Source organism: Arthrobacter sp. TRD_SC_6 (assembly GCF_055361185.1).
On sequence record NZ_CM143953.1, the window covers coordinates 1,601,969 to 1,620,747 of the forward strand.

Annotated in this window: 17 protein-coding genes; 6 read left to right on the top strand and 11 right to left on the bottom strand. The window is 62.6% G+C overall.

The genetic code is table 11. The features are described 5' to 3' along the window. Positions 1-11: 11 nt before the first annotated feature. The 5 genes from ACWA1U_RS07820 to ACWA1U_RS07840 form a co-directional block, all read right to left on the bottom strand. Positions 12-2,507: an Ig-like domain-containing protein gene (locus tag ACWA1U_RS07820; protein WP_463724764.1), complete on the bottom strand. Its 2,496-nt coding sequence runs from the start codon at positions 2,505-2,507 to the stop codon at positions 12-14. 24 nt (positions 2,508-2,531) lie between these two features. Continuing rightward, complete coding sequence (locus tag ACWA1U_RS07825; protein WP_463724765.1) at positions 2,532-3,155, bottom strand: hypothetical protein; 624 nt, start codon at positions 3,153-3,155, stop codon at positions 2,532-2,534. Positions 3,156-3,376: 221 nt separating this feature from the next. Beyond that, on the bottom strand, positions 3,377-4,441 hold the full coding sequence (locus tag ACWA1U_RS07830) for a spore photoproduct lyase family protein (protein ID WP_463724766.1): 1,065 nt from the start codon (positions 4,439-4,441) through the stop codon (positions 3,377-3,379). A 39-nt stretch (positions 4,442-4,480) separates the two neighbouring features. Beyond that, positions 4,481-5,320: an SDR family oxidoreductase gene (locus tag ACWA1U_RS07835; protein ID WP_463724767.1), complete on the bottom strand. Its 840-nt coding sequence runs from the start codon at positions 5,318-5,320 to the stop codon at positions 4,481-4,483. Between the two features lie 90 nt (positions 5,321-5,410). Continuing rightward, positions 5,411-5,950: a hypothetical protein gene (locus ACWA1U_RS07840; RefSeq protein ID WP_463724768.1), complete on the bottom strand. Its 540-nt coding sequence runs from the start codon at positions 5,948-5,950 to the stop codon at positions 5,411-5,413. Between the two features lie 119 nt (positions 5,951-6,069). On the opposite strand from ACWA1U_RS07840, the gene ACWA1U_RS07845 reads away from it, so the two are divergent. From ACWA1U_RS07845 to ACWA1U_RS07855, 3 genes are all read left to right on the top strand, one after another. Beyond that, complete coding sequence (locus tag ACWA1U_RS07845; RefSeq protein WP_463724769.1) at positions 6,070-6,804, top strand: glutamine amidotransferase; 735 nt, start codon at positions 6,070-6,072, stop codon at positions 6,802-6,804. Positions 6,805-6,921: 117 nt separating this feature from the next. After that, positions 6,922-8,130 carry a glycerophosphodiester phosphodiesterase family protein gene (locus ACWA1U_RS07850; protein ID WP_463724770.1) on the top strand — a complete coding sequence of 403 codons (1,209 nt, stop codon included), beginning with the start codon at positions 6,922-6,924 and terminating at the stop codon, positions 8,128-8,130. A 181-nt stretch (positions 8,131-8,311) separates the two neighbouring features. Continuing rightward, positions 8,312-9,547 carry an NAD(P)/FAD-dependent oxidoreductase gene (locus ACWA1U_RS07855; RefSeq protein WP_463724771.1) on the top strand — a complete coding sequence of 412 codons (1,236 nt, stop codon included), beginning with the start codon at positions 8,312-8,314 and terminating at the stop codon, positions 9,545-9,547. Positions 9,548-9,551: 4 nt separating this feature from the next. Here the strand turns inward: ACWA1U_RS07855 and ACWA1U_RS07860 are convergent, their stop codons facing one another. After that, a complete protein-coding gene (locus ACWA1U_RS07860) occupies positions 9,552-10,211 on the bottom strand; it encodes a class I SAM-dependent methyltransferase (RefSeq protein WP_463724772.1) in 660 nt (219 codons plus the stop codon). After that, a complete protein-coding gene (locus ACWA1U_RS07865) occupies positions 10,211-11,197 on the bottom strand; it encodes an NAD(P)/FAD-dependent oxidoreductase (RefSeq protein WP_463724773.1) in 987 nt (328 codons plus the stop codon). Before ACWA1U_RS07865 ends, ACWA1U_RS07860 begins: the two co-directional genes overlap by 1 nt. 129 nt (positions 11,198-11,326) lie before the next feature. Here ACWA1U_RS07865 and ACWA1U_RS07870 point away from each other — a divergent pair, with 129 nt between their 5' ends. Then, the gene (locus ACWA1U_RS07870; RefSeq protein ID WP_463724774.1) at positions 11,327-11,980 is read left to right on the top strand and encodes a GntR family transcriptional regulator; all 654 of its coding nucleotides are present in this window, start codon (positions 11,327-11,329) and stop codon (positions 11,978-11,980) included. Between the two features lie 27 nt (positions 11,981-12,007). Here ACWA1U_RS07870 and ACWA1U_RS07875 read toward each other — a convergent pair whose 3' ends face one another. Genes ACWA1U_RS07875 through ACWA1U_RS07890 form a run of 4 tightly spaced genes read right to left on the bottom strand, consistent with a single transcriptional unit; the run spans position 12,008 to position 16,320 of the window. Continuing rightward, positions 12,008-12,748 (bottom strand): maleate cis-trans isomerase family protein, encoded by a 741-nt coding sequence (locus ACWA1U_RS07875; RefSeq protein ID WP_463724775.1) that lies wholly within the window; start codon positions 12,746-12,748, stop codon positions 12,008-12,010. Then, positions 12,741-14,165: a dihydroorotase gene (locus ACWA1U_RS07880; protein ID WP_463724776.1), complete on the bottom strand. Its 1,425-nt coding sequence runs from the start codon at positions 14,163-14,165 to the stop codon at positions 12,741-12,743. The genes ACWA1U_RS07875 and ACWA1U_RS07880 overlap by 8 nt, the downstream gene beginning before the upstream one ends. Further along, positions 14,162-14,938 carry an aspartate/glutamate racemase family protein gene (locus ACWA1U_RS07885; protein ID WP_463724777.1) on the bottom strand — a complete coding sequence of 259 codons (777 nt, stop codon included), beginning with the start codon at positions 14,936-14,938 and terminating at the stop codon, positions 14,162-14,164. The genes ACWA1U_RS07880 and ACWA1U_RS07885 overlap by 4 nt, the downstream gene beginning before the upstream one ends. An 8-nt stretch (positions 14,939-14,946) precedes the next feature. Further along, positions 14,947-16,320: an MFS transporter gene (locus ACWA1U_RS07890; protein WP_463724778.1), complete on the bottom strand. Its 1,374-nt coding sequence runs from the start codon at positions 16,318-16,320 to the stop codon at positions 14,947-14,949. 445 nt (positions 16,321-16,765) lie between these two features. Here ACWA1U_RS07890 and ACWA1U_RS07895 point away from each other — a divergent pair, with 445 nt between their 5' ends. Together ACWA1U_RS07895 and ACWA1U_RS07900 are read left to right on the top strand one after the other, a co-directional pair. Next, positions 16,766-18,076 carry an MFS transporter gene (locus ACWA1U_RS07895; RefSeq protein WP_463724971.1) on the top strand — a complete coding sequence of 437 codons (1,311 nt, stop codon included), beginning with the start codon at positions 16,766-16,768 and terminating at the stop codon, positions 18,074-18,076. Next, positions 18,066-18,752 (top strand): aspartate/glutamate racemase family protein, encoded by a 687-nt coding sequence (locus ACWA1U_RS07900; RefSeq protein WP_463724779.1) that lies wholly within the window; start codon positions 18,066-18,068, stop codon positions 18,750-18,752. Before ACWA1U_RS07895 ends, ACWA1U_RS07900 begins: the two co-directional genes overlap by 11 nt. Positions 18,753-18,779 lie beyond the last annotated feature (27 nt).

The following is an 18,779-nucleotide window of genomic DNA, read 5'->3' on the forward strand; positions in this document are numbered from 1 at the left end:
GCGGTGTCGTATCAAAAGTCTCTGTCGAGGGCGCCGGTTTCGGTGACCGGGGCAGTGGATGACCGGCTTCCAGCTGGGGTCATCACAGACGAGGTGGGGGTCCAGATCATGGCTGCGGCGGTGCTGTTGGTGCGTAGGCTGCTACTGCTGCTTATGGGGCTTCCCACGGTGACGGTGATGACTGTTTGCGGGATGCCGGACACGGTGATGGTGGTGGCGGTCATGGTGGCGTTCAAGGTGACGGTGCTGAGGTTTTTAACGAGGTTCGTTCTGGTGTTCACGGAGCCGAGGTTGACTGTGCTGCCGGGTCGTTGAATGTCGATGGTGTCCCCGGATCCACCCAGGCCGAGAAGGTTTCCGTCACGGAGACGCACAGTGACAGGCAAGGAGCTGCCGGCCCACCCTGGGGTGATGGTGGCGAGGTTGACGGTTCGGCTGTAGGTGAAGCTCAGCCTATCGCCGGTATCTAAGCGTCCGGTGGTGCCGGTCCCGTTGCTTGCCTGGATATCTGTTGCCCTAAGCGGGCTGTTGTCGACTCGACGTGAGGGCACGATGGCAGAGATGGTTTCCCTGCCCGCGCCGTCGGTGAGAATGGCGCGGAGATCATAGAGTCCGTCGGTCACAGCGAGGGTATCCCAAGCACAGGTGTAGGGGGAGGTACTGATTGAACATCGGGTGGTCCAGGTTGTTGTGCCAGCGGGTGCTGTTTGAATTCTGACGTTACTGATGCCTGCGTTGGAGTTTGCGGCCGCGTTGAGGGTTACGGTGCCGGTGAGGAAGGGCCCGGGGTCTTCGACTGAGATCGAGGTGACGGTGTTGTCGACGACCCGGTTGGTGACGGCTGCGGAAGTTGTGGTGTTACCCGCTGCGTCTGTTGCAATGGCGCGGAAGTTGTAGGTGGCGTTCGGCAGTGTGGTGGTGTTGAACCGGCAGGTGTAGGGGGCGGCGTCTGCCGTGCAGAGGGAGGTCCAGCTGGTGGTGCCGGTCCGGGCATATTGAAGTTGTACCTGAGCAATCCCGGAAATGGTGTCGCTTGCCGTGGCCGTAAAGGATCGGGTTCCGTTGAGCGGGGTGCCTGGATCACCCATCGCCACAGTGGGCGCCTGGTTATCCACCAGGACGTCCGTGACCGTCTCAGAGTAGGTGACGTTTCCACTGGACACAGCTCCGGAGCGCAGGTCGTAGGCCTGGTTTGCGAAGGTGGTGGTGTTCCAGGTGCAGTTGTAGGGGGCGTTGAGGTTGTTACACAGCGTGGTCCACTTGTTGGTTCCCGCAGGGGAGAATTCCACCCTGACGGTGTAGCTTCCGCCAGCTGGGTTGGTGAGGGTTGTGTTCAGGGTGACGGTCCCCCGCTGGAACTCACCTGGGTCGGTAAGTTCGACTCCGAAAGTGTTCGCCACTCGGGTTTCCACGGTTGCCGAAATACCGGTGAGCCCGGTGTTATCCGTGGCAACTCCCCGGAGGCTGTAGGCGCCGTCTGGCACGGTGGCGGTGTTCCACACACACGAGTACGGGGGAGTGGTCGCTGTGCAGAGGGGAGTCCACGCGCCGCCTGCTGCAGAGTATTCGATGGTGACGCTGCGGATGCCGGACTCGGCATCGGAGGCTTCAGCGCTCACGTTGGTGCTGCCCCGCACCGTTGCGCCGGGTGAGGTGAGAGAAATCCTCGGCGGTGTCCAGTCAGCTGCGGTGCTGAAAGTGTTGGCGGCGTTGGCTGTGCTGGCGGTGAAGGCCGCTGAAGAGAACACCGAGGCTCCGGCTAACACCATGGCGGCTAGCACCGTGACAATTCCGACCGCGGCACCAGCCCGAAGCACCAACGGCGGAGCAGCATCGGCCAGCGCGTCCTGGTGGTTCTCATGCCTTGACGGACCGTTTGGGTTGTCTGACCAGGGGGTTCCATCGGTTGCGTCGAGTTCGTCCGCTGGCGGTGTCCTGCTGGTTGGGCGACCGCCGAAGAGGGCAGTGGCGACGGCCAACAGGGTGAGCACTGACCAGAGGGCGAGGGTGGTCAAGTTGCCGCTTGCGAGCCATAGTCCGGGAAGGCCGATGAAGGGGATTAACAGGCGGGCCTGACCGGTGATTTGTTCGCGTACCAGGGGGGTGCTGTCGACCTCGAAGTTGGCATCGCCGGCGGTGACGTAGGTTCCGTCGGGGTTTTCAGAAACAATCCTGTGCAGCCGGGTTTTCTCCACACCACTGGGCTCAGCCGATGCAGGGCTGGTGAATTCCACTACTCCGCCTACCGGAACCGGGGCAGAGTTCTCTAACGCGGACGCCAGTACGACGTCTCCGGCGCTGATATGGGGTTCCATCGACCCGCTTTGCACCACAGTGCCGTGCCAGCCGGCCAAGGCTGGAAGGACAGCTACCAGCGCAAGGCTCAGCATGACGCCCAAGTACAGCCGGGACAGCAGGCAGGCAAGGAAAAGAGCCCAGCCGTCCGCGGAGAACAGTGAAATTACTCCGGAGAGGACCGGTTGGGCGCCGGTCTTCTCCGGAGTCACAGGAAGGTTAGTAGTGTTTCGGGACTACGGGGTGGGCGATTCGTCTGACTGAAGTTCCCAGACCAGATCAATGCCTACCCGTGCGCTCTGGAGGGCATTGACCTGGTCCTGGCTCATGCCGGTAGTGTCGAAACGCCAGGTGCCGCGGTAGCTTTGCTTTTCTCCGGGAGTTCCGGTGGTTACCCAAGGAGCACCGCCGGTAGCGAAGTCACGGTTTACCGAGGCCAAAGTGGAAAGGGGCAGCTCGGGCACCTGGTTGGCGGTAGGAACAAACCCAGTGCAATCGTTGAAGGACCCGCCGGTACCTAGCTCCAGGTCAAAGAAAATTCGATCTTCAAGGCCACGAGCACTGATGAGGTTCAGCGTGTAGGCGCGGACCTCGCCAGCGACATTGGACTGGGAGGTGACGACGATGCATTTTTGCCCGGTCTGCCCGGGAACGATGTTTTCCACTGTGAAAGCCGCTGAGCCTTGGTCATCGTCGGTGAGCACGACACTCCCGGAGCTCCAGGAATTTCCGGCGTTACGGGTGGTGGCGGTGAAAGCGGCCTGCGAGCCCTGCCATACCATCCCACCAGCCAGGAGGACAGCTATGGGTCCTGCACTCAGCGCAGCGATTTTTCGGACACGGGCGGAGGGAACGTTCATGGGGAGACCTTTCCAAGTGAGGAAAATAAATTGGGCGACTGCGGCCCGTATTATCCCCAGTGGATTTATCGGTACAAACTCCGGCGTCGCCCCTACGGTACGCGAGAGGCATGTGTGAACCAATAGAAGAGGTGCTTGTTCGGCCAATCTTTCGTGTTTCCGCTTGCTTTCCTGTGCCTATCTGGGGAGTAGCGATGCGCAGGACGGGCAGGAGGCGAAAATCAGAACGCGTAACGGATACGGCAGTAGGGCGCAATGTCCTCGATCAGCGACGTCAGCTGCCGGACGTAGCTGCCCTTAGCACCGGTTCGGTAGCGCACGTTGGTGAACCCGTTGGAGGACACTTTTGCCTCCTGCAGGTCCGGCCGCCACAGCACCTGCTCAGCCTGCGGATGCCAACCAAGGTTCACTTCGTGCAGGCGCTCATTGTGCGTGAGGAAGATGACCTCCGCAGCGAGTTGTTCCTTGGCTGCCGGTGTGAGCGTGGCATCGAGCTGGCGCAGAAGCTGCTCCCAGTCGCTGAGCCACGTGTCCGTGATGATGACCGGCGAGAAGTTCACGTGCACCTCGTAGCCGGCCGCCACAAAGTCATTGATCGCTGCCATGCGCTCCGCCACCGGCGAGGTGCGCACGTCGATGGATTTCGCCAGGTCAGCGGGCATCAGGGAGAACCGGACCCGCGTATGCCCACCGTGGTCCCATCCAAGCATCTCCGGGTTTATGTATTTGGTGGCGAATGACAGCTTGGCGTTGGGTAGATCCCGGTACAGCTCGACGAGGTCCTGCACGTTGTCGCTGATCAGGGCATCAACGGAGCAGTCACTGTTCTCGCCGATGTCGTACACCCACAGCTCCGGATCGCATTGGTTCGGCTCCAGTTTCATACCCTGTCGGTTGGCGTGCCGCTCAAGCGCACCGGCAATCTGGTGGATGTTCGCGAAGACGGTCACAGGGTTGCTGTACCCCTTGTGCCGCGGGACGTAGCAGTACGCGCACGCCATGGCGCAGCCGTTAGCGGTAGACGGGGCAATGAAGTCCGCGGAACGCCCGTTCGGCTTCACGGTCAGCGCCTTCTTGACGCCCAGCACCAGCGCTTCGGTCTTGATCCGGGACCAGCGAGGCACGTTGGTCTCGTCACCGTGCACTTCCGGGATGTTCCAGTGATTTTCAACCGGTACGACGGCGGCATCAGGCCACCGCTCAACGATCTCCTTGCCCCGCGGCAGCTCCAGGGCAGCAGGCTGCGCGTAGATGCGCTTGATCTGCAGTAACCGGTTGAATTCCATCGATCTATCCTCGTCCTGAACTCGACAGGGCTGATCGGGTCAGAGAATTGGCCGGCCACCCGTGACGGCGATGCGGGCACCCGACATGTAGCTACCGTCGTCGGACGCCAACAATACGTAGGCCGGAGCCAGCTCCGCGGGCTGCCCGGCGCGGCCGAGGGGAGTGTCGTCACCGAAGGACTCGACCTTCTCGTTCGGCATGGTCGCGGGGATCAGTGGAGTCCAGATGGGGCCAGGCGCAACGCTGTTGACGCGGATGCCCCTCTCGCCGAGCAGCTGGGCAAGGCTCGCGGCGAAGTTGGCGATGGCTGCCTTGGTCGCGGCGTACGGCGCAAGGGCAGGGCTCGGCATGTCCGAGTTCACGGACGAGCTGCCGATGATCGAGGAGCCCGGCGCCATGTGGGGTAGTGCGGCCTTGACCAGATGGAACATCGCAGAGACGTTCACCTTGAAGGTGTACTCCCACTCCTCGTCGCTGATCTCCTCGATGGTGTCGTGGCTCATCTGGTACGCGGCGTTGCTGACGAGGACGTCGACCTTGCCGAACTCCTGCACGGCCTTGTCGATGATGTCGCGGCAGTGCTGGGGTTCAGAGAGCTCACCGGGGACGAGGATCGCCTTGCGGCCCGCTTCCTCGACGTAGCGCGCGGTCTCGCGGGCGTCGTCGTCCTCGTTGAGATAGGAGATGAGGACGTCTGCGCCCTCGCGCGCGAAGGCGATAGCGACGGCGCGGCCGATTCCACTGTCCGCTCCGGTGATGACTGCGGCTTTTCCGGTGAGTTTGCCGCTGCCGCGGTAACTCTCTTCACCGCAATCGGGCGTAGGTGTCATGGCCGACTGGATGCCGGGTACGTCCTGCTGCTGTGCTGGCTGGCCCATGGTTTCCTCCTGTGTTGGAAGGGTCTGCTGTGTGTAAAGCGAGAAGAGGCCCGCCGTTATGGGGGAACGGCGGGCCTGGTTTCGCAAGTGCTAGCGGTCGAAAAGGCCGCCGAGCACGTTCTTGGGGCGCTGCTGCTCACCCTGCTGGGCACCAAGCACGATGACCGCACCACTCAGTGCGGGCAGGATCCACTGGAGAATCTTCAGCTGGGATTGTGCCTTCGCGAGTGCTTCGGGTGCGCCGGGCTTGGGCTCGGTTGCGCCTTCGCCGCCGTACTGGCTGAGCTCGCCGACCTTCTTGCCGAGCATGCCCGAGTACAGCGATGCACCCATGCCGACCACGGTGATGGCTGACTTGACCACGGTGTTGGCGACAGCACCGGGCTGCCCGGCCAAACGGCCCTTATTCGCAGCGATCAGGCCGATGCCGCCAATTGCGTGCGCGCCGAATGCTGCAACCTGGACGGGGGTCCACTTAGCCCAGCCGATCGTGGAAAGGCGTGTGCGCTCCGTGGCGTCCTTGGCTTCAGCAGTTGCTCCGTTGAGGCCTACGGCACCCATGAGTGATCCGCCGAACCAAGCGGCAGCACTGAGATCGTGTAGGGACCGTACAAGCGTGTTTCCTGACATGATGCTCTCCTCTGACTTGGGATTGCCGTTGAAAAACGGCTTCCCTTAAGGTCTATCAGCATGCTTAGCATTTGGCGAGTGGTAGTTTGCGGATTTGGTCTTATGAGTACGATCTTTGAGTGCTTCCTTTCCTGCTTCTGGCCACCCGCGCTGAGGATGACGCCGCGCTCGGTGAGTACCGCAGTTTCCTGAAATTTGCTCGACTGGAGGCGGACGAGCTCCGGCAGATCCGTGTGGAGAAAGCGCCGTTGCCCGAGATCCGGCTGGAGGAATACTCCGGCATTTTCCTTGGTGGGAGTCCGTTCAATTCGTCGGATCCTGACGGGGCAAAAACTCCAACTCAGCACCGCGTGGAGCGCGAACTGGGCCAGTTGCTCGACCGCGTTGTCGAAACGGACTTCCCCTTCCTTGGAGCCTGTTACGGCGTAGGCACGCTCGGACGGCACCAGGGCGCTGTGATCGACAGGACTTTCGCCGAGCCCATTGGCCCGGTGGCAGTAACAGTGAACGACGACGGCGTACGCGACCCGCTGCTGGCGGGCTTGCCGCAGCAGTTCGATGCGTTCGTTGGCCATAAGGAGGCGTGCACCACGCTGCCGCCGGGCGCGGTGCTGCTGGCCTCGTCGTCGTCGTGCCCTGTTCAAATGTTCAGGGTGAAGCAGAACCTGTACGCCACGCAGTTCCATCCGGAGCTCGACGTCCATGGCCTGACTGAGCGCATCCGGATCTACCGCCACGCAGGGTACTTCCCGCCGGATCAGGCCGAGGATGTAATCGCCCGGACGCGTACCGCGTCAGTGACCTGCCCGCCGCAGATCCTCCGGAATTTTGTGCTGCGCTACGCTCGGGACTGATTTGTCAGCGGGGCGCCCTTTCACCCGCCGTTCACCCCAGGTTGTCCCTGGGTACTCCCTGGACGTGTTGCATCGAAGGTGGGGATTCATTCACACCACCTGAAAGGTACTGAACCTATGGCATTTCGCCTGACCAGGACCATTGCAATTGCGGTAGCTGGGCTGACCCTCGCTGCCGCTCCAGCCGCCATCGCGCACGCAGCACCGGCTGACCGTGCGCAGGAAGGGCCGATCCTCATTGGCCACCGGGGCGCCGGCGGGACCGCACCGGAGAACACCGTTGCTGCGTTCAAGGACGGTCGCTCGTCAGGGGCGGACTTCTTCGAAATCGACGTGCAGCTCAGCGCCGACGGGGTCCCGTTCCTCTTCCATGACAACACCCCGGCACGCACCACCAACGTCGAAGAGGTGTTCCCGGGCCGCGAGAACGATCCGATCACATCCTTCACCTGGGCCGAGCTTCAGCAGCTCGACGCCGGTTCATACTTCAGCGACAAGTACGACGGCGAGCGGATCCCGCACTTCGACGACGCCGCTGCCGTCGCGACAGTGAAGACCGGCGTGTACATCGAGATCAAAGCGCCGGTGAACTCGCCCGGTGTTGAGCAGGTCGTGGCAGACAACCTCCGCAATGACCCGAAGTGGGAGCAGCTTGTTGCTGCCGACAAGATCCAGGTGATCGGGTTTGACGAGGCGTCCAACCGTCGCTTCGCCGCCATAGCGCCGGAGATCGAGTTGCAGCAATTGACCTCTGTAGTGCCCTCGCGCGCAGTGGTGGCCTCATGGGCCTCCTTCGCCGATTCGGTTGGCACCAACTACCGGACGCTGACCCCGCAGAACGTGGCCGACGTGAAGGCTGCCGGGCTGGTCCTTGGGGTATATACGGTGAACTCGCCTGAGGCCGTGCAGTACTCGTTGGACCTCGGAGTCGATGCCATAACCACCGACTTCCCGATCCAGAACCACCGCTACCTTGAGGGCCGCAAGGTCTTCCCTGGTGCCGCTGTCGAAATCACCGACTCTGTGAACAACCCTGCCGGTGACGACGTTCAGCCGGAGCGGGGTGAACACGTTGTCCTGCGCAACGTCTCCAACGGGAGCGTTGACGTGAGCGGTGCGATCATCCGCGATGCGGCGAACAACATCCTGAGCGTCGGCGACGGTTATGTGCTTGAACCGGGTGCGGAACTTCGCGTCTACACCGGCCCGGGCACCAATTCCGCTGAGGCGTACTACAACGGTGGTACCGCTTCCGTGCTGAACAACGGCGGCGACTCGGTGGCCCTGTGGGTTGGCCCGCGTCTGCTGGACGTGTTCGCGAACTAGTTTCAATGCTGAACGGCTCTGCCCGCTGGTTCCCGTGAACCGGCGGGCAGATCTGCGTTGTGGCACTGGCTACAGTGAGTGCCGTTTCCGCCCGTCGCTGGTTGTTAGCGGCTTCGCGACCCTACTGAACATCTACCAGGGGGCGTAGGGTCGGAACGAGTCCATAACCTCAGGAGCACCCATGGCAGAGCACGACGACGCCCGCACCACCCAGCCCCAACCCGGCACGAGCGCGCATCACCAGGTGCTCATCATCGGCGGCGGGAACGGAGGCATTTCGCTTGCAGCAAGGCTGCGGCGTTACCGGGTAAGGGATATCGGGGTCATCGACCCCACCGCGCAGCACCTCTACCAGCCCTTCCTCTCGCACATCGCAGGCGGAACCGCGAAGGCCGAGACCGCCATCCGTTCGCAGGCCTCAGTCATCCCGAAAGGCGTCACCTGGCTCCAGGACGCAGCGACCAACATAGACCCGGTCAGCAAGACGGTGACACTCGCCAAAGGGCAAACAGTCACGTACGGGCACCTGGTGATCTGCCCCGGCATCCAGAAAAACTGGGACGGCATCCCCGGCCTCGCGGACGCCCTCGATTCGCCCCACGGTGCCACGAATTACAGCCTCGACCTCGCGGTGAAAGCCTGGCGCCTGCTCAGCAATATGCGCTCCGGCATTGCCGTCTTCACAATTCCCAGCGGGCCGGTCACGTGCTGGGGAGCAGCCCAGAAGCCGATGTACCTTGCATGCGATTACTGGTGCTCGCAGGGAGTCCTCGACGATATCCGCGTGATCCTCGCAGTCCCTACGCCCACGGTCTACGGCGTTGATGTGGTCGACGCCGAGCTGAACCGGAAGATCGCCGAATACGGGATCGAGCTACGCTGCACCACCGAACTGACCGGCGTCGACGTCGAAAACCGCACCGCGACGCTCCGTGACACAGCCTCCGGAACGTCCGAGGAAATTCAGTACGACCTCCTCCACGCTGCACCCCCGCAATCCGCCCCGGACTGGATCCGCGCCACGGGGCTGGCCGACGACGACGGCTTCGTCGCCGTTGACCGCCACACTCTCCGCCACGTCAGCTACCCGACCGTGTGGTCCCTGGGGGACGCCGCAGGGACGCCTAACTCGAAATCCGGAGCCGCTCTCCGCGGGCAGGCCAAGATCCTCGCGAAGAACCTGCAGGCTGTCCTGAAAGGCAAGGAGCCAAGTCAGAAGTACGACGGTTACGGTGCATGCCCGTTCACCGTCAGTCGCGGCACCGTTGTGCTCGCGGAGTTTGATGACACGCTGAAACCCAAACCCACCGTGCCAGGCTGGAAAGGGCTTGCGAAAGAGCGCAAGCTCACGTGGCTCGTTGAACGGTACGGATTCGTGCGGCTCTACTGGTACGGGATCCTGAAGGGCCGGGCATAAGGGCCTAGACCACACGCCGCCCGCGGTAGACCGAATCGGCGATGGCGAGCTTTTGACCTTCAGGTCCGCTCGCTTCACGCGCGCGGTCCTCGGCGACGAGGGTCTCCCAACCCGGGCCAAGGAGTTCCACAATATTGTCGGCTGTGAAGTAGAGGTCGTGGTGGACAGGCCGCTTCGCTTCGGTATGAAGGTCCGACGCCGAGTGCCCCACGACCAGCAGCGTCCCGCCCGGCACGACGGCGTCGGCCAAGCGCCGGTAGATCGGGTCGCGATCCTCGGTCGGCAGGTGCATGTACTGCGCTGTCACTAGGTCGAAGGCCTGCGCGGGGGGAGTCCACTCGGTGAGATCATGGTGCTCCCAGGTCACGGGCGGCTGGTCCGGCGTCGCTTCTGAACTGGACTGACTTTCGTGCTCCGCCGCGCGCGCAAGCGCAACGGATGAGATGTCGACGGCGGTGACTTGCCAGCCGCGCGCAGCGAGCCACAGCGCGTCCGCGCCTTCACCGCAGCCGACGTCGAGCGCTTTCCCTAAAGTGAGGTCAGCGGCCTCGGACACCAGCTGTGGGTTCGGGTTTCCGCTCCAGATCCGGTGTTTTTCGCCGTAGCGGGAGTCCCAGAAGGATTCGTCGTAGACCGGATGGTTGTTCTCGTTATGGGTGTGCATCAGGAGACCTTCACTTTGCTTGCAGAGTTGTTTCTTGCACGGTAGTCGGCCAGATCGGCTGCCAGCTCTTCCGCCATGAAGGAATTGTTGATGGCAACAGCTGCGGTGGATCCCGACGCTGCGGACGGGAGAACCTGCAGCATCAGGTTCGCCACATTACCGGCGGCCCAGACGCCTTCGACGCCGGTGGCGCCCATTTCGTCGATCTCGAGGTGTTCGCCGACCCCCATGGGGTGCTGGACCGGCGCCAGGCCGAGCCCCGCGAACATGCCGGTGTTGGCAACAAACCGTGGAGCTACAGTGAGGGCTTCGAGTGGAACCACGCGCCCATCGGCGAGTTCGACGCCGGCAAGGCGCCCGCCGTCGTCGTTCCGTACGCGGGTCACAGCGCCGTCAACCACCGTTATCCCGCGGGCTGCTAGCTGCTCCCATTCATCTTCGGTCGGCTCGACAAAATCGTTGAGGAAGAGGGTGATGGAGTTGCTCCACTGGCGGAAGAGCAGTGCTTGGTGGACTGACATCACGCTGGTGCCGAGGATGCCGATGTTCCGGTCGCGGACTTCCCAGCCGTGACAGAACGGGCAGTGGATCACGTCTTCGCCCCAGTGCTCCCGCAGGCCGGGAACGTCGGGAAGCTGATCCGTCAGGCCGGTGGTGAGGAGGAGGCGGCGGGAGCGGAGGACGGTGCCGTCTTCGAGGGTGGTGCGGAAGGTTTCGTCGTCGCGCTGCGCGCCGGTGGCTGTACCCTCGACGATCACGCCGCCGTAGGCCTCGACCTCCTTGCGCCCAATGCGGACCAGTTCGAGCGGGCTCATGCCCTCGCGGGTGAAGAAGCCATGAACGCCATCGGCTGGGGCGTTGCGCGGCTGGCCGGCGTCGACGACGGCGACGCTCCGGCGGGTGCGGCCGAGCATCAGCCCGGCACTCAGACCGGCAGCCCCGCCTCCGATGATGACGACGTCGTAAGTGTTCTGAAAAGTAGTCATGTATTCAGGATGAGACTCATTCTGAATGGTGGCAACTATCTTTGCCAGATTGGCAAACCGTCGACCGTATCGAACGGAGTGGCGCGGGTACTGTAGATGCAAGGGCATGCTGAGGAGAAGGGACGGCAGATGAGTGTTCAGAGCGGGCTGTACCGCCATGACCTTCCTCTCCGGGAAATAGTGGGAAACGAAATACGTACCCGTATCTTCAACGGAACTTTCCCACCGGGCACCCGGCTGGTCGAACGCGATCTCGCGACTGAATTCGACGTTTCGCGTTTTCCCGTTCGGGAAGCGATCAGAATCCTTCATAGGGAAGGCCTTGTGGAGACCCTCCCGACCAGAGGGATTGTGGTCAAGCGGCTGCAGCGGAAGGAAGTGGAGGAAATTTTCGACATCCGCGAGGCCCTCGAAGGCCTGGCGTCGAAGCTGGCTGCGGAGAAGGTGGCAGCCGGAGAGCCGAACGACCTTCAAAAGTACGTACAAGAGTCCCGTGAGGCGCTCGCCAAGGGAAATCTTGAAGCCGCCCGCACTGCAAATTCCGACTTCCATGACGCGATCATCGATTCATCGGGGAGCGCCACCCTGCACGACATCCTGACCCCGCTGATGGGCAGGCTGCACTGGCTATTTGGGCAAGTCTCAAACCTCGACGCTGTGTGCAATGAGCATAGTGACCTGTGTTCGGCGATCAATTCAGGCGACCCGATCGCGGCAGCCGAAGAGGCGCGGCATCACGTCCAGTCCTACCGGAACCAGACGCTGAAGCACCTCTTCGGCTGAGATCACGCGCGGCGGGCCGGTCAGGAGCTAAAGCAACAGGCGTCCCCACTGCTGATCCAGTCCGGGCGCACCGGCCATGGTGAGGGTCTTCCACAGCGTAACGGCGACCGAGTCCAGCACGGGAAGCCCGGTCTCCGTTTCAACCTGCCGCACGACCGGTGCTCCGTAGAGGTTGGTACACAGATAGATGAGCGCATCCGGGCGGTCTGTGCGGGAGGCAAGGTCGCGGGACGGTTCCAACAGATCCGACGGCGGCACACGTCCGAACGACTCGTTCACCGACAATCCCAGGTGCCGCTCGGAGACCACCTCTACTCCTTCCTCTGCATACCTGTCAGCGATCGCCTGGTTGACGTCCGCGGTGTATGGCGTAATGAGCCCAATCCGGGAGGCGCCGAACGCCTTGAGGGCGTCCAGATACGCCAGGGTGGATGTGGTCGCGGGCACGCCGGTTTCCGCGGTGATCTGCTGAACCATCTCGCGGTCGGCCGCAGGTCCCAGCCAGGAGCCGGCGGTCCCGTTCCAGGCGATGACATCGACGTCGGCTGTCTTCAACAACCGGGCAGCTGCGACCATCGTTGAATGGTCGAACTGCTTGTTTGAACCGTCGTCCAGGGCAATCCGGGTCACTTCCACCCGGGCGAAGTGAACGGTGACGTCCGTGCGGTCCCCGAGTATCCGGTAAGTCTGCGGTTCCAGGCAGGTGTTCGACGACGGGACGATCATCCCGATGCGGATTGGCCGTGTGGTTTCACCAAGCTCATGCATGGGCCAGAACCTCCTGCTTCCCGGCCAGCATTTCGCGTGGTCCCTGCCGCCTGATGAACCTGCCGACCGGCCCCGGATCACTGAACACGCCGCCGTCGAGCACTATGCGTCCACCGGCAATGACGGTGGACGGCCAGCCTGCCAGCTCGAGGTCCTGGAATGGCGAGAAGTCGGTGCCCATGTGGAGCGCGGCGCCGTCGACCGTCCGGGTTTCCGCGGGGTCGAACAGCACAATATCCGCGTCATACCCCGGCGCCAGGACTCCTTTGGACGCGAGTCCATTGATGCGTGCGGGTGCGGTAGCGAAGACCTCCACGAACCTTTGCATCGTCATGCCGCGATCACGCACCAGCGCCGTGAAGGTTGCCGGCATGCGGGTCTCGACACCCGGAAGGCCGTGCGGCATGAACCGGATGTCATCCTTGCGGGTGCTTTTCTGCGACAGGTCGTAGCAGGAATGGTCCGAAGAGACGGTGTCGATCCCGCCGGCGAGAGCACGGTCTAGCAGCGCTTCCACTGCTTCCCGGCTGCGCATGGGTGGGCAGCAGGCAAACCGTTCGGGAAAGTCCGAACCGTAGACGCTTTCGTCGAGGGTCAGGTAGTGGGGGCAGGTCTCGGAGTAGGCACTGAGTCCACGGGAACGGGCGTCCTGCACCAGTTCGACGGCGTCGGACACCGTTTGGTGGACGAAGTACACGGGCGCACCGGTGTACTCAGCGATGGCCAGGACCTCCCGTACAGAGGCTGTCTCAGCGAGCTCCGGCCGGGTGAGGTGCAGGTGCTCGATGCCGGTCAATCCGCGGCCTGCGTGGTCTTCTGTGCAGTCGGCGATGATGGCGTCATGTTCGGCGTGGATGTAGGTCAAGCCGTCGAGACGCACCATTTCCTTCATGACGCGGAGGATGGTGTCCTCATTCGCCATGGTGGAGCCCCGATTGGTCGTGTACATCTTCACCGACCGGATGCCGAGTTCCGCCAGCCGGTCCAGCTGGGCCGGAACCGTGTCATCCCACTCGACCACCGAACCGTGGAGTGCGACGTCGCACCGCGCCACCTGCGCCAACCGCAGCTTGTTCTCCACCGCCTCAAGCGGACTCTCGTCCGCCGAAGCTGGGATGCCGAAGTCGATGACCGTCGTCGTCCCTCCCCAGAGCGCGGCGATGGTGGCGGATTCGAAGGTGTCCAGTGACGAGTAAGAACCGGTGACTTGCTGGATGTGGCAGTGCCCGTCCACTCCGCCGGGGATTGCAGTGCGGCCGGCAGCATCGATGACAACATCTGCGTCGGGCAACAGGTCCAGGGGAGCGTCGCCGTCGTAAACCGCCGTGATGCGCCCGTCACGGATGCCGATGTGGCCGGTGACGGTATGCGTCGCGTTGACGATGACGGCGTTGGTGATGAGCGAGTCCAGTTTCATTCCGGACCACCATCCTTTCGATGTGTTTCGTGCCCGCGGGCAAGCGTGCGGGTGATGGCTTCGGAGAGACCGGCGTTCGGTTTGGGCGGCGGCGGCGCGAAGCTGCCTGCCCGGTGGGTACCGCCACCAAGGGCGACGAGCACTTCCGCCTGCTTCACGCCGGCTGAGATCCCGTCGACCACCGGGACCGGAATACGGTGCCCGATGGCCCTGGCCAGTCCGGCGAGCGGCGCGCCGGCGAGGATGACGACGTCGGCTCCGTCCTCACGCACTACCTGGCCCGAAAGCTCAAGCAGTCTGGGGGCGAAGTCCTCCTGGACGGAGCCGATGCCGGTGAGCGGATCGGTCAGGGAGCGGATGGATGCCAACCGCCCCCCGAGACCGTTCCGCTCGACGCACTCCCGGTACCAGGCCGTGATCCGGTGGGAAATGGCCACGATCGAGAACCGTGAACCCTGGAGAGCCGCCGTGTAGAGCGCGGCCTCCGTAATCCCCACCACCGGAATGTCGACGAATTCCTTGAGTGCGGGCATTCCCGGGTCACCAAATGCGGCAACGACGACGGCGTCTACTTTCTCGTGTTCCTCGGCGACGACCTGCGCTACAGCACCCGCCGCGAGCAGCGATTCCATACGGGTCTCGATGTACTCCACACCGAACGGTGCAGTGCGCATGATGATTTCTGTTCCGGGCGACGCCGCACGCTGGGCTTCGGCGAGGATCAGCGCGGAGACGCTTTCGCTGATGTTTGGGTTGATGACCAGGAGTTTCATGGTGGTCCCTAGACCGGCAGCCGGCGGCTGTAATCGAGGGTGATGACTGAAGCGAACATTACGACGGCGGCACCTACGAAGTAGAGCAGCGCCCAGGTGTAGCCGCCGGTGGCGCCGACAATGAAGCCGATTGCCATGGGGGTGATGAAGCCGTTTACGTTACCGGCGAGGTTCATCGCACCACCGAGAACACCTGCGTTGCCACGGCCGCCGAGCAGCGCGGGGATGCTCCAGAAGAGACCGACCCAGCGCAGGAAGAACAGCACGACAGACAACAGTACGACGGCGGTGATGGGATCGCTGACGAGGGTGACACCGATCAATCCGGCGACCACAACGAGGCTTGAGAAACCGAGCAGCGTGCGCATCACCTTATTGGCTGAGGCACCTTTTGCCCGCCAGGCGTCGGCAATGTTTCCGCCGAGGATTTCGCCGACGAAGCCCGCACCGAAGATGACGAACGTTCCCCAGCCCACTCCGGCGAGGTTGAAGCCCTTGGCTTCGGAAAGGTACAGCGGACCCCAGGTGAGCAGACCGTAGAAGACGCCGTTGAAACCGAACCAGCCGAAGCACATTGCCCAGAAGGACTTGAACTTCAGGTAGGGGAGCAGGCCGCGCTTGCCGGGGGCGCCGACTGCGGCTGCCTTGGCGTCTTCTTCGGCGTGGGATGCTTCAATCAGGTCGATTTCGGCCTGGTTGATGCTGCGGTGTTGGCGCGGGGTGTCCCGGATGTACCACCAAGCGGCGAAGCCAAAGAGCGCGGTGGCGATGCCGGCTGCGAGGAACGCTCCGCGCCAGCCGCCGGTAAGTCCGATCAGGCCGGCGATTGCGATGCCGCCGATGCCCGCACCGAGAGGGGCCCCGGCGTCGAGGATGGTGGCGCCGCGGCCGCGCTCCCCGGTGGCCATCCACTGGCCGTTGAGCTTGCCACCGGCGGGCATGATCGCTGCTTCGGTAACGCCGATCAGCGCCCGTGCAGTGAACAGGCTCGCGAAGTTCCACGCCAGACCGGAGGCAGCGGTGGCGAGTCCCCATCCAACACAGGATCCGGTGACCATCTTCCGGGCACCCAGGCGGTCGACGAGCCAGCCGCCGGGCACCTGCATGATGGCGTAAGCGAAGAAGAAGGCTGAGAGAAGAAGGCCGATGGACTCCGGTGAGAGCTGGAACTCTTCCTGGATGAGCGGCATCGCCACCGAAATGGACCCACGGTCCACGTAGTTGAGGGTGACGAGCACGAGGAGGAGCACAAAGAGCTTCCAACGAACGCGGGTTGGCTTCCCGCCTTTGGAATCCGGTTGGTGCGGTGCAGCGACTCCTGGCCGGGGCTGGTCAGGTGGGTTCTCCACAGTGGTGGATGACAGATGGTCGTCGTTGGCCATGTGAGTTTCCTTAGAACGTGCGGACGGAGGCCGGGCGCACCCTTTGGAGAGGAAGACTCTGTGCGTCCGATGAACTTGGGATCCCAAATTGAGATTAGGCGTGAGATAGCCCACTGTCAACGAATTGTTTGAAATATTTCTGGGCAGCAGAAGTTTTCTTCCACAATATGGAACTCACTGGCAGGGCAGTCGAAGACTTTCCAGGTTTGGGATCCCATTGACGCTCACTAGTAGTAGATATAACCTGTGTCACACACGAGGTGGAAGTTACTTTCCACAAAGTGGAAACATTAGCTTTGACTTACAGGCTCAGTGAGGAGCAACTGTGATGAAGGAACGTACGGCTCAACCAGCGGAAGGGTCCCAATCCGGGACGCTAGCTACCCAGATTGAGGGGGCCTATCAACGGATAGGGGTCACGGGGGCCCACCGTCAGATCGTGTTCATGATTCTCTTGGGAGTGTTCTTTGATGCCCTCGAGCAAAATGCTGTAGGCATCACGGGGCCCGTGCTTCGCGAGTCCTGGGGCCTGGGAGCCGGCGAGATCGGGTTCCTCAACACCTTGACGTTCACGGCTACGGCCCTTGGACGCGTTGCAACTGGTTTGATTATTGACAAGTACGGTCGGCGCCAGATGTTGATGATCAACCTGATCATCTTCGCCGGCGGATCACTTCTGTGCGCGATTGCCCCGAACTACGGGGTTCTTTCTGCAGGCCGATTCATCGTGGGTTTCGGTCTTGGTGGTGAGATCGCCGTTGCGGTCATCATGATGGCCGAATTCTTCGCGGCAAAACATCGTGGAACGGCCGTGGGGTTGATCAACGTCACCGCGGCAGGTCTTGGCAACATGTTGGCCCCAGCGTTCGGCATCCTGGTCTTCACACTCTTCGACGGTCCGGACAAGTGGCGCTGGGTCTTTGGACTGCTGTTCATTCCCGCCCTGCTCGTCATGTTCTTCCGACGCTACGTACCGGAAACTCCGCGCTTCTTGGCATCCAAAGGCCGGATTGACGAAGCAAACCTGGTGATTACGCGCCTTGCCCGCGGGAAACTGGCCGGCCCAATCAACGACCCGGAACAATTCATCACCGCTGCGCCGGACCACAGGGTCGTCGAATCCTCAGGCCATTGGAAAGAACCCCTTCAGGGGCGCCTGCTCAAGCGCACAGTGTTCCTGGGCATTGCGGTCACCATGTCCTACGCGGCACAAATCTCCATGCTGACTCTCATGCCCACCATCCTGGTTGCGCAGGGCTATGCGCTCAATGCCAGTTTGTGGTTCACCCTGCTCATGCAATCGGGATCCCTCATCGGCGCGTGCACTGCTGCCTTCCTGGCCAGCCGCCTGCCCCGGAAGAAAGTCCTGACCGGAGCTGCCATTCTCGGGTGCATCGCCGGGCTGTCGATGGCCTTTCTGGCACAAGGGATCGTCCTCATCATCCTTTGCGGCGTGCTGTTCAACTTCTCGGTGATTGTCCTCAACACGACCATCTGGCTCTTCGCGCCGGAACAGTACCCAACCCGCGCGAGAGGGTTTGGAACCTCCATCATCCTCGCTGCCGGATCACTTGCGGGCGGCCTGTTCCCCCTCATATCGGGCATAATTTTTGACGCCGCCGGCCTCGCTGGCATGTTCGCAACGCTTGCCGGCCTGTTCGTGGTCCTGGCCATAGCCGTGCAATTCCCGCCCGAAACCTTCGGCAAGCCGCTCGAGGAAGATCCAGCGGAACCGGGCGGTGTTTATGGACACTGACCCAGCACGCCGCAACGTGCTCCTGGTCAACCCCAACACCAGCTCCAGAACAACCCAACTGATGGAGGACCTCGCCGCCTCGGTGCTCGCACCGCATCTGGTGGACGTTGTAGGCATCACGGCGGCGGCGGGGCCTTCCATGATCGTTGAGCCTGAAGCCTTGGCGGAGTCGGCAGTGCACACGAGACGGGCTGTCCTCGACTACCTTTCGACGTCGGACTTGGAAGTCAGCGCGGTGATCGTCGCAGCAATCGGAGATCCGGGCCGGGAAGACCTGGATCTGGAACTGCCGATTCCCGTGGTCGGAATCGGCCAGGCTTCGATCATCGCCGCGTGCGCGGATGGTCGACCGTTCGGGATGGCAACCAGTACACCGTTGCTGGTGCAGTCTCTGACTGATCTGGTTGCTTCATACGGCAAGTCTGGCTGGTTCAGGGGGGTGCGGGTGACGAAGTCTGACCCGTTGACGCTGGCGGGCGACGCTGAGAGGCAGTTCGAAGAGCTGTCCCGCGCCGTCGACGAAAGCACTCAATCGGATGGAGCCCTATCGGTCATCATTGCGGGTGGTCCTTTGAGTGGAACGGCGCTCCGAATAGCCCAAACTTCAACGGCTCAGATAACCCAGCCAGTGCCGAGTGCCTGCCAACGTGTGTTGGAGCTGACGGACCTCAAGTGAAACCCGTGGGGCGGGAGGCTTTGCTAC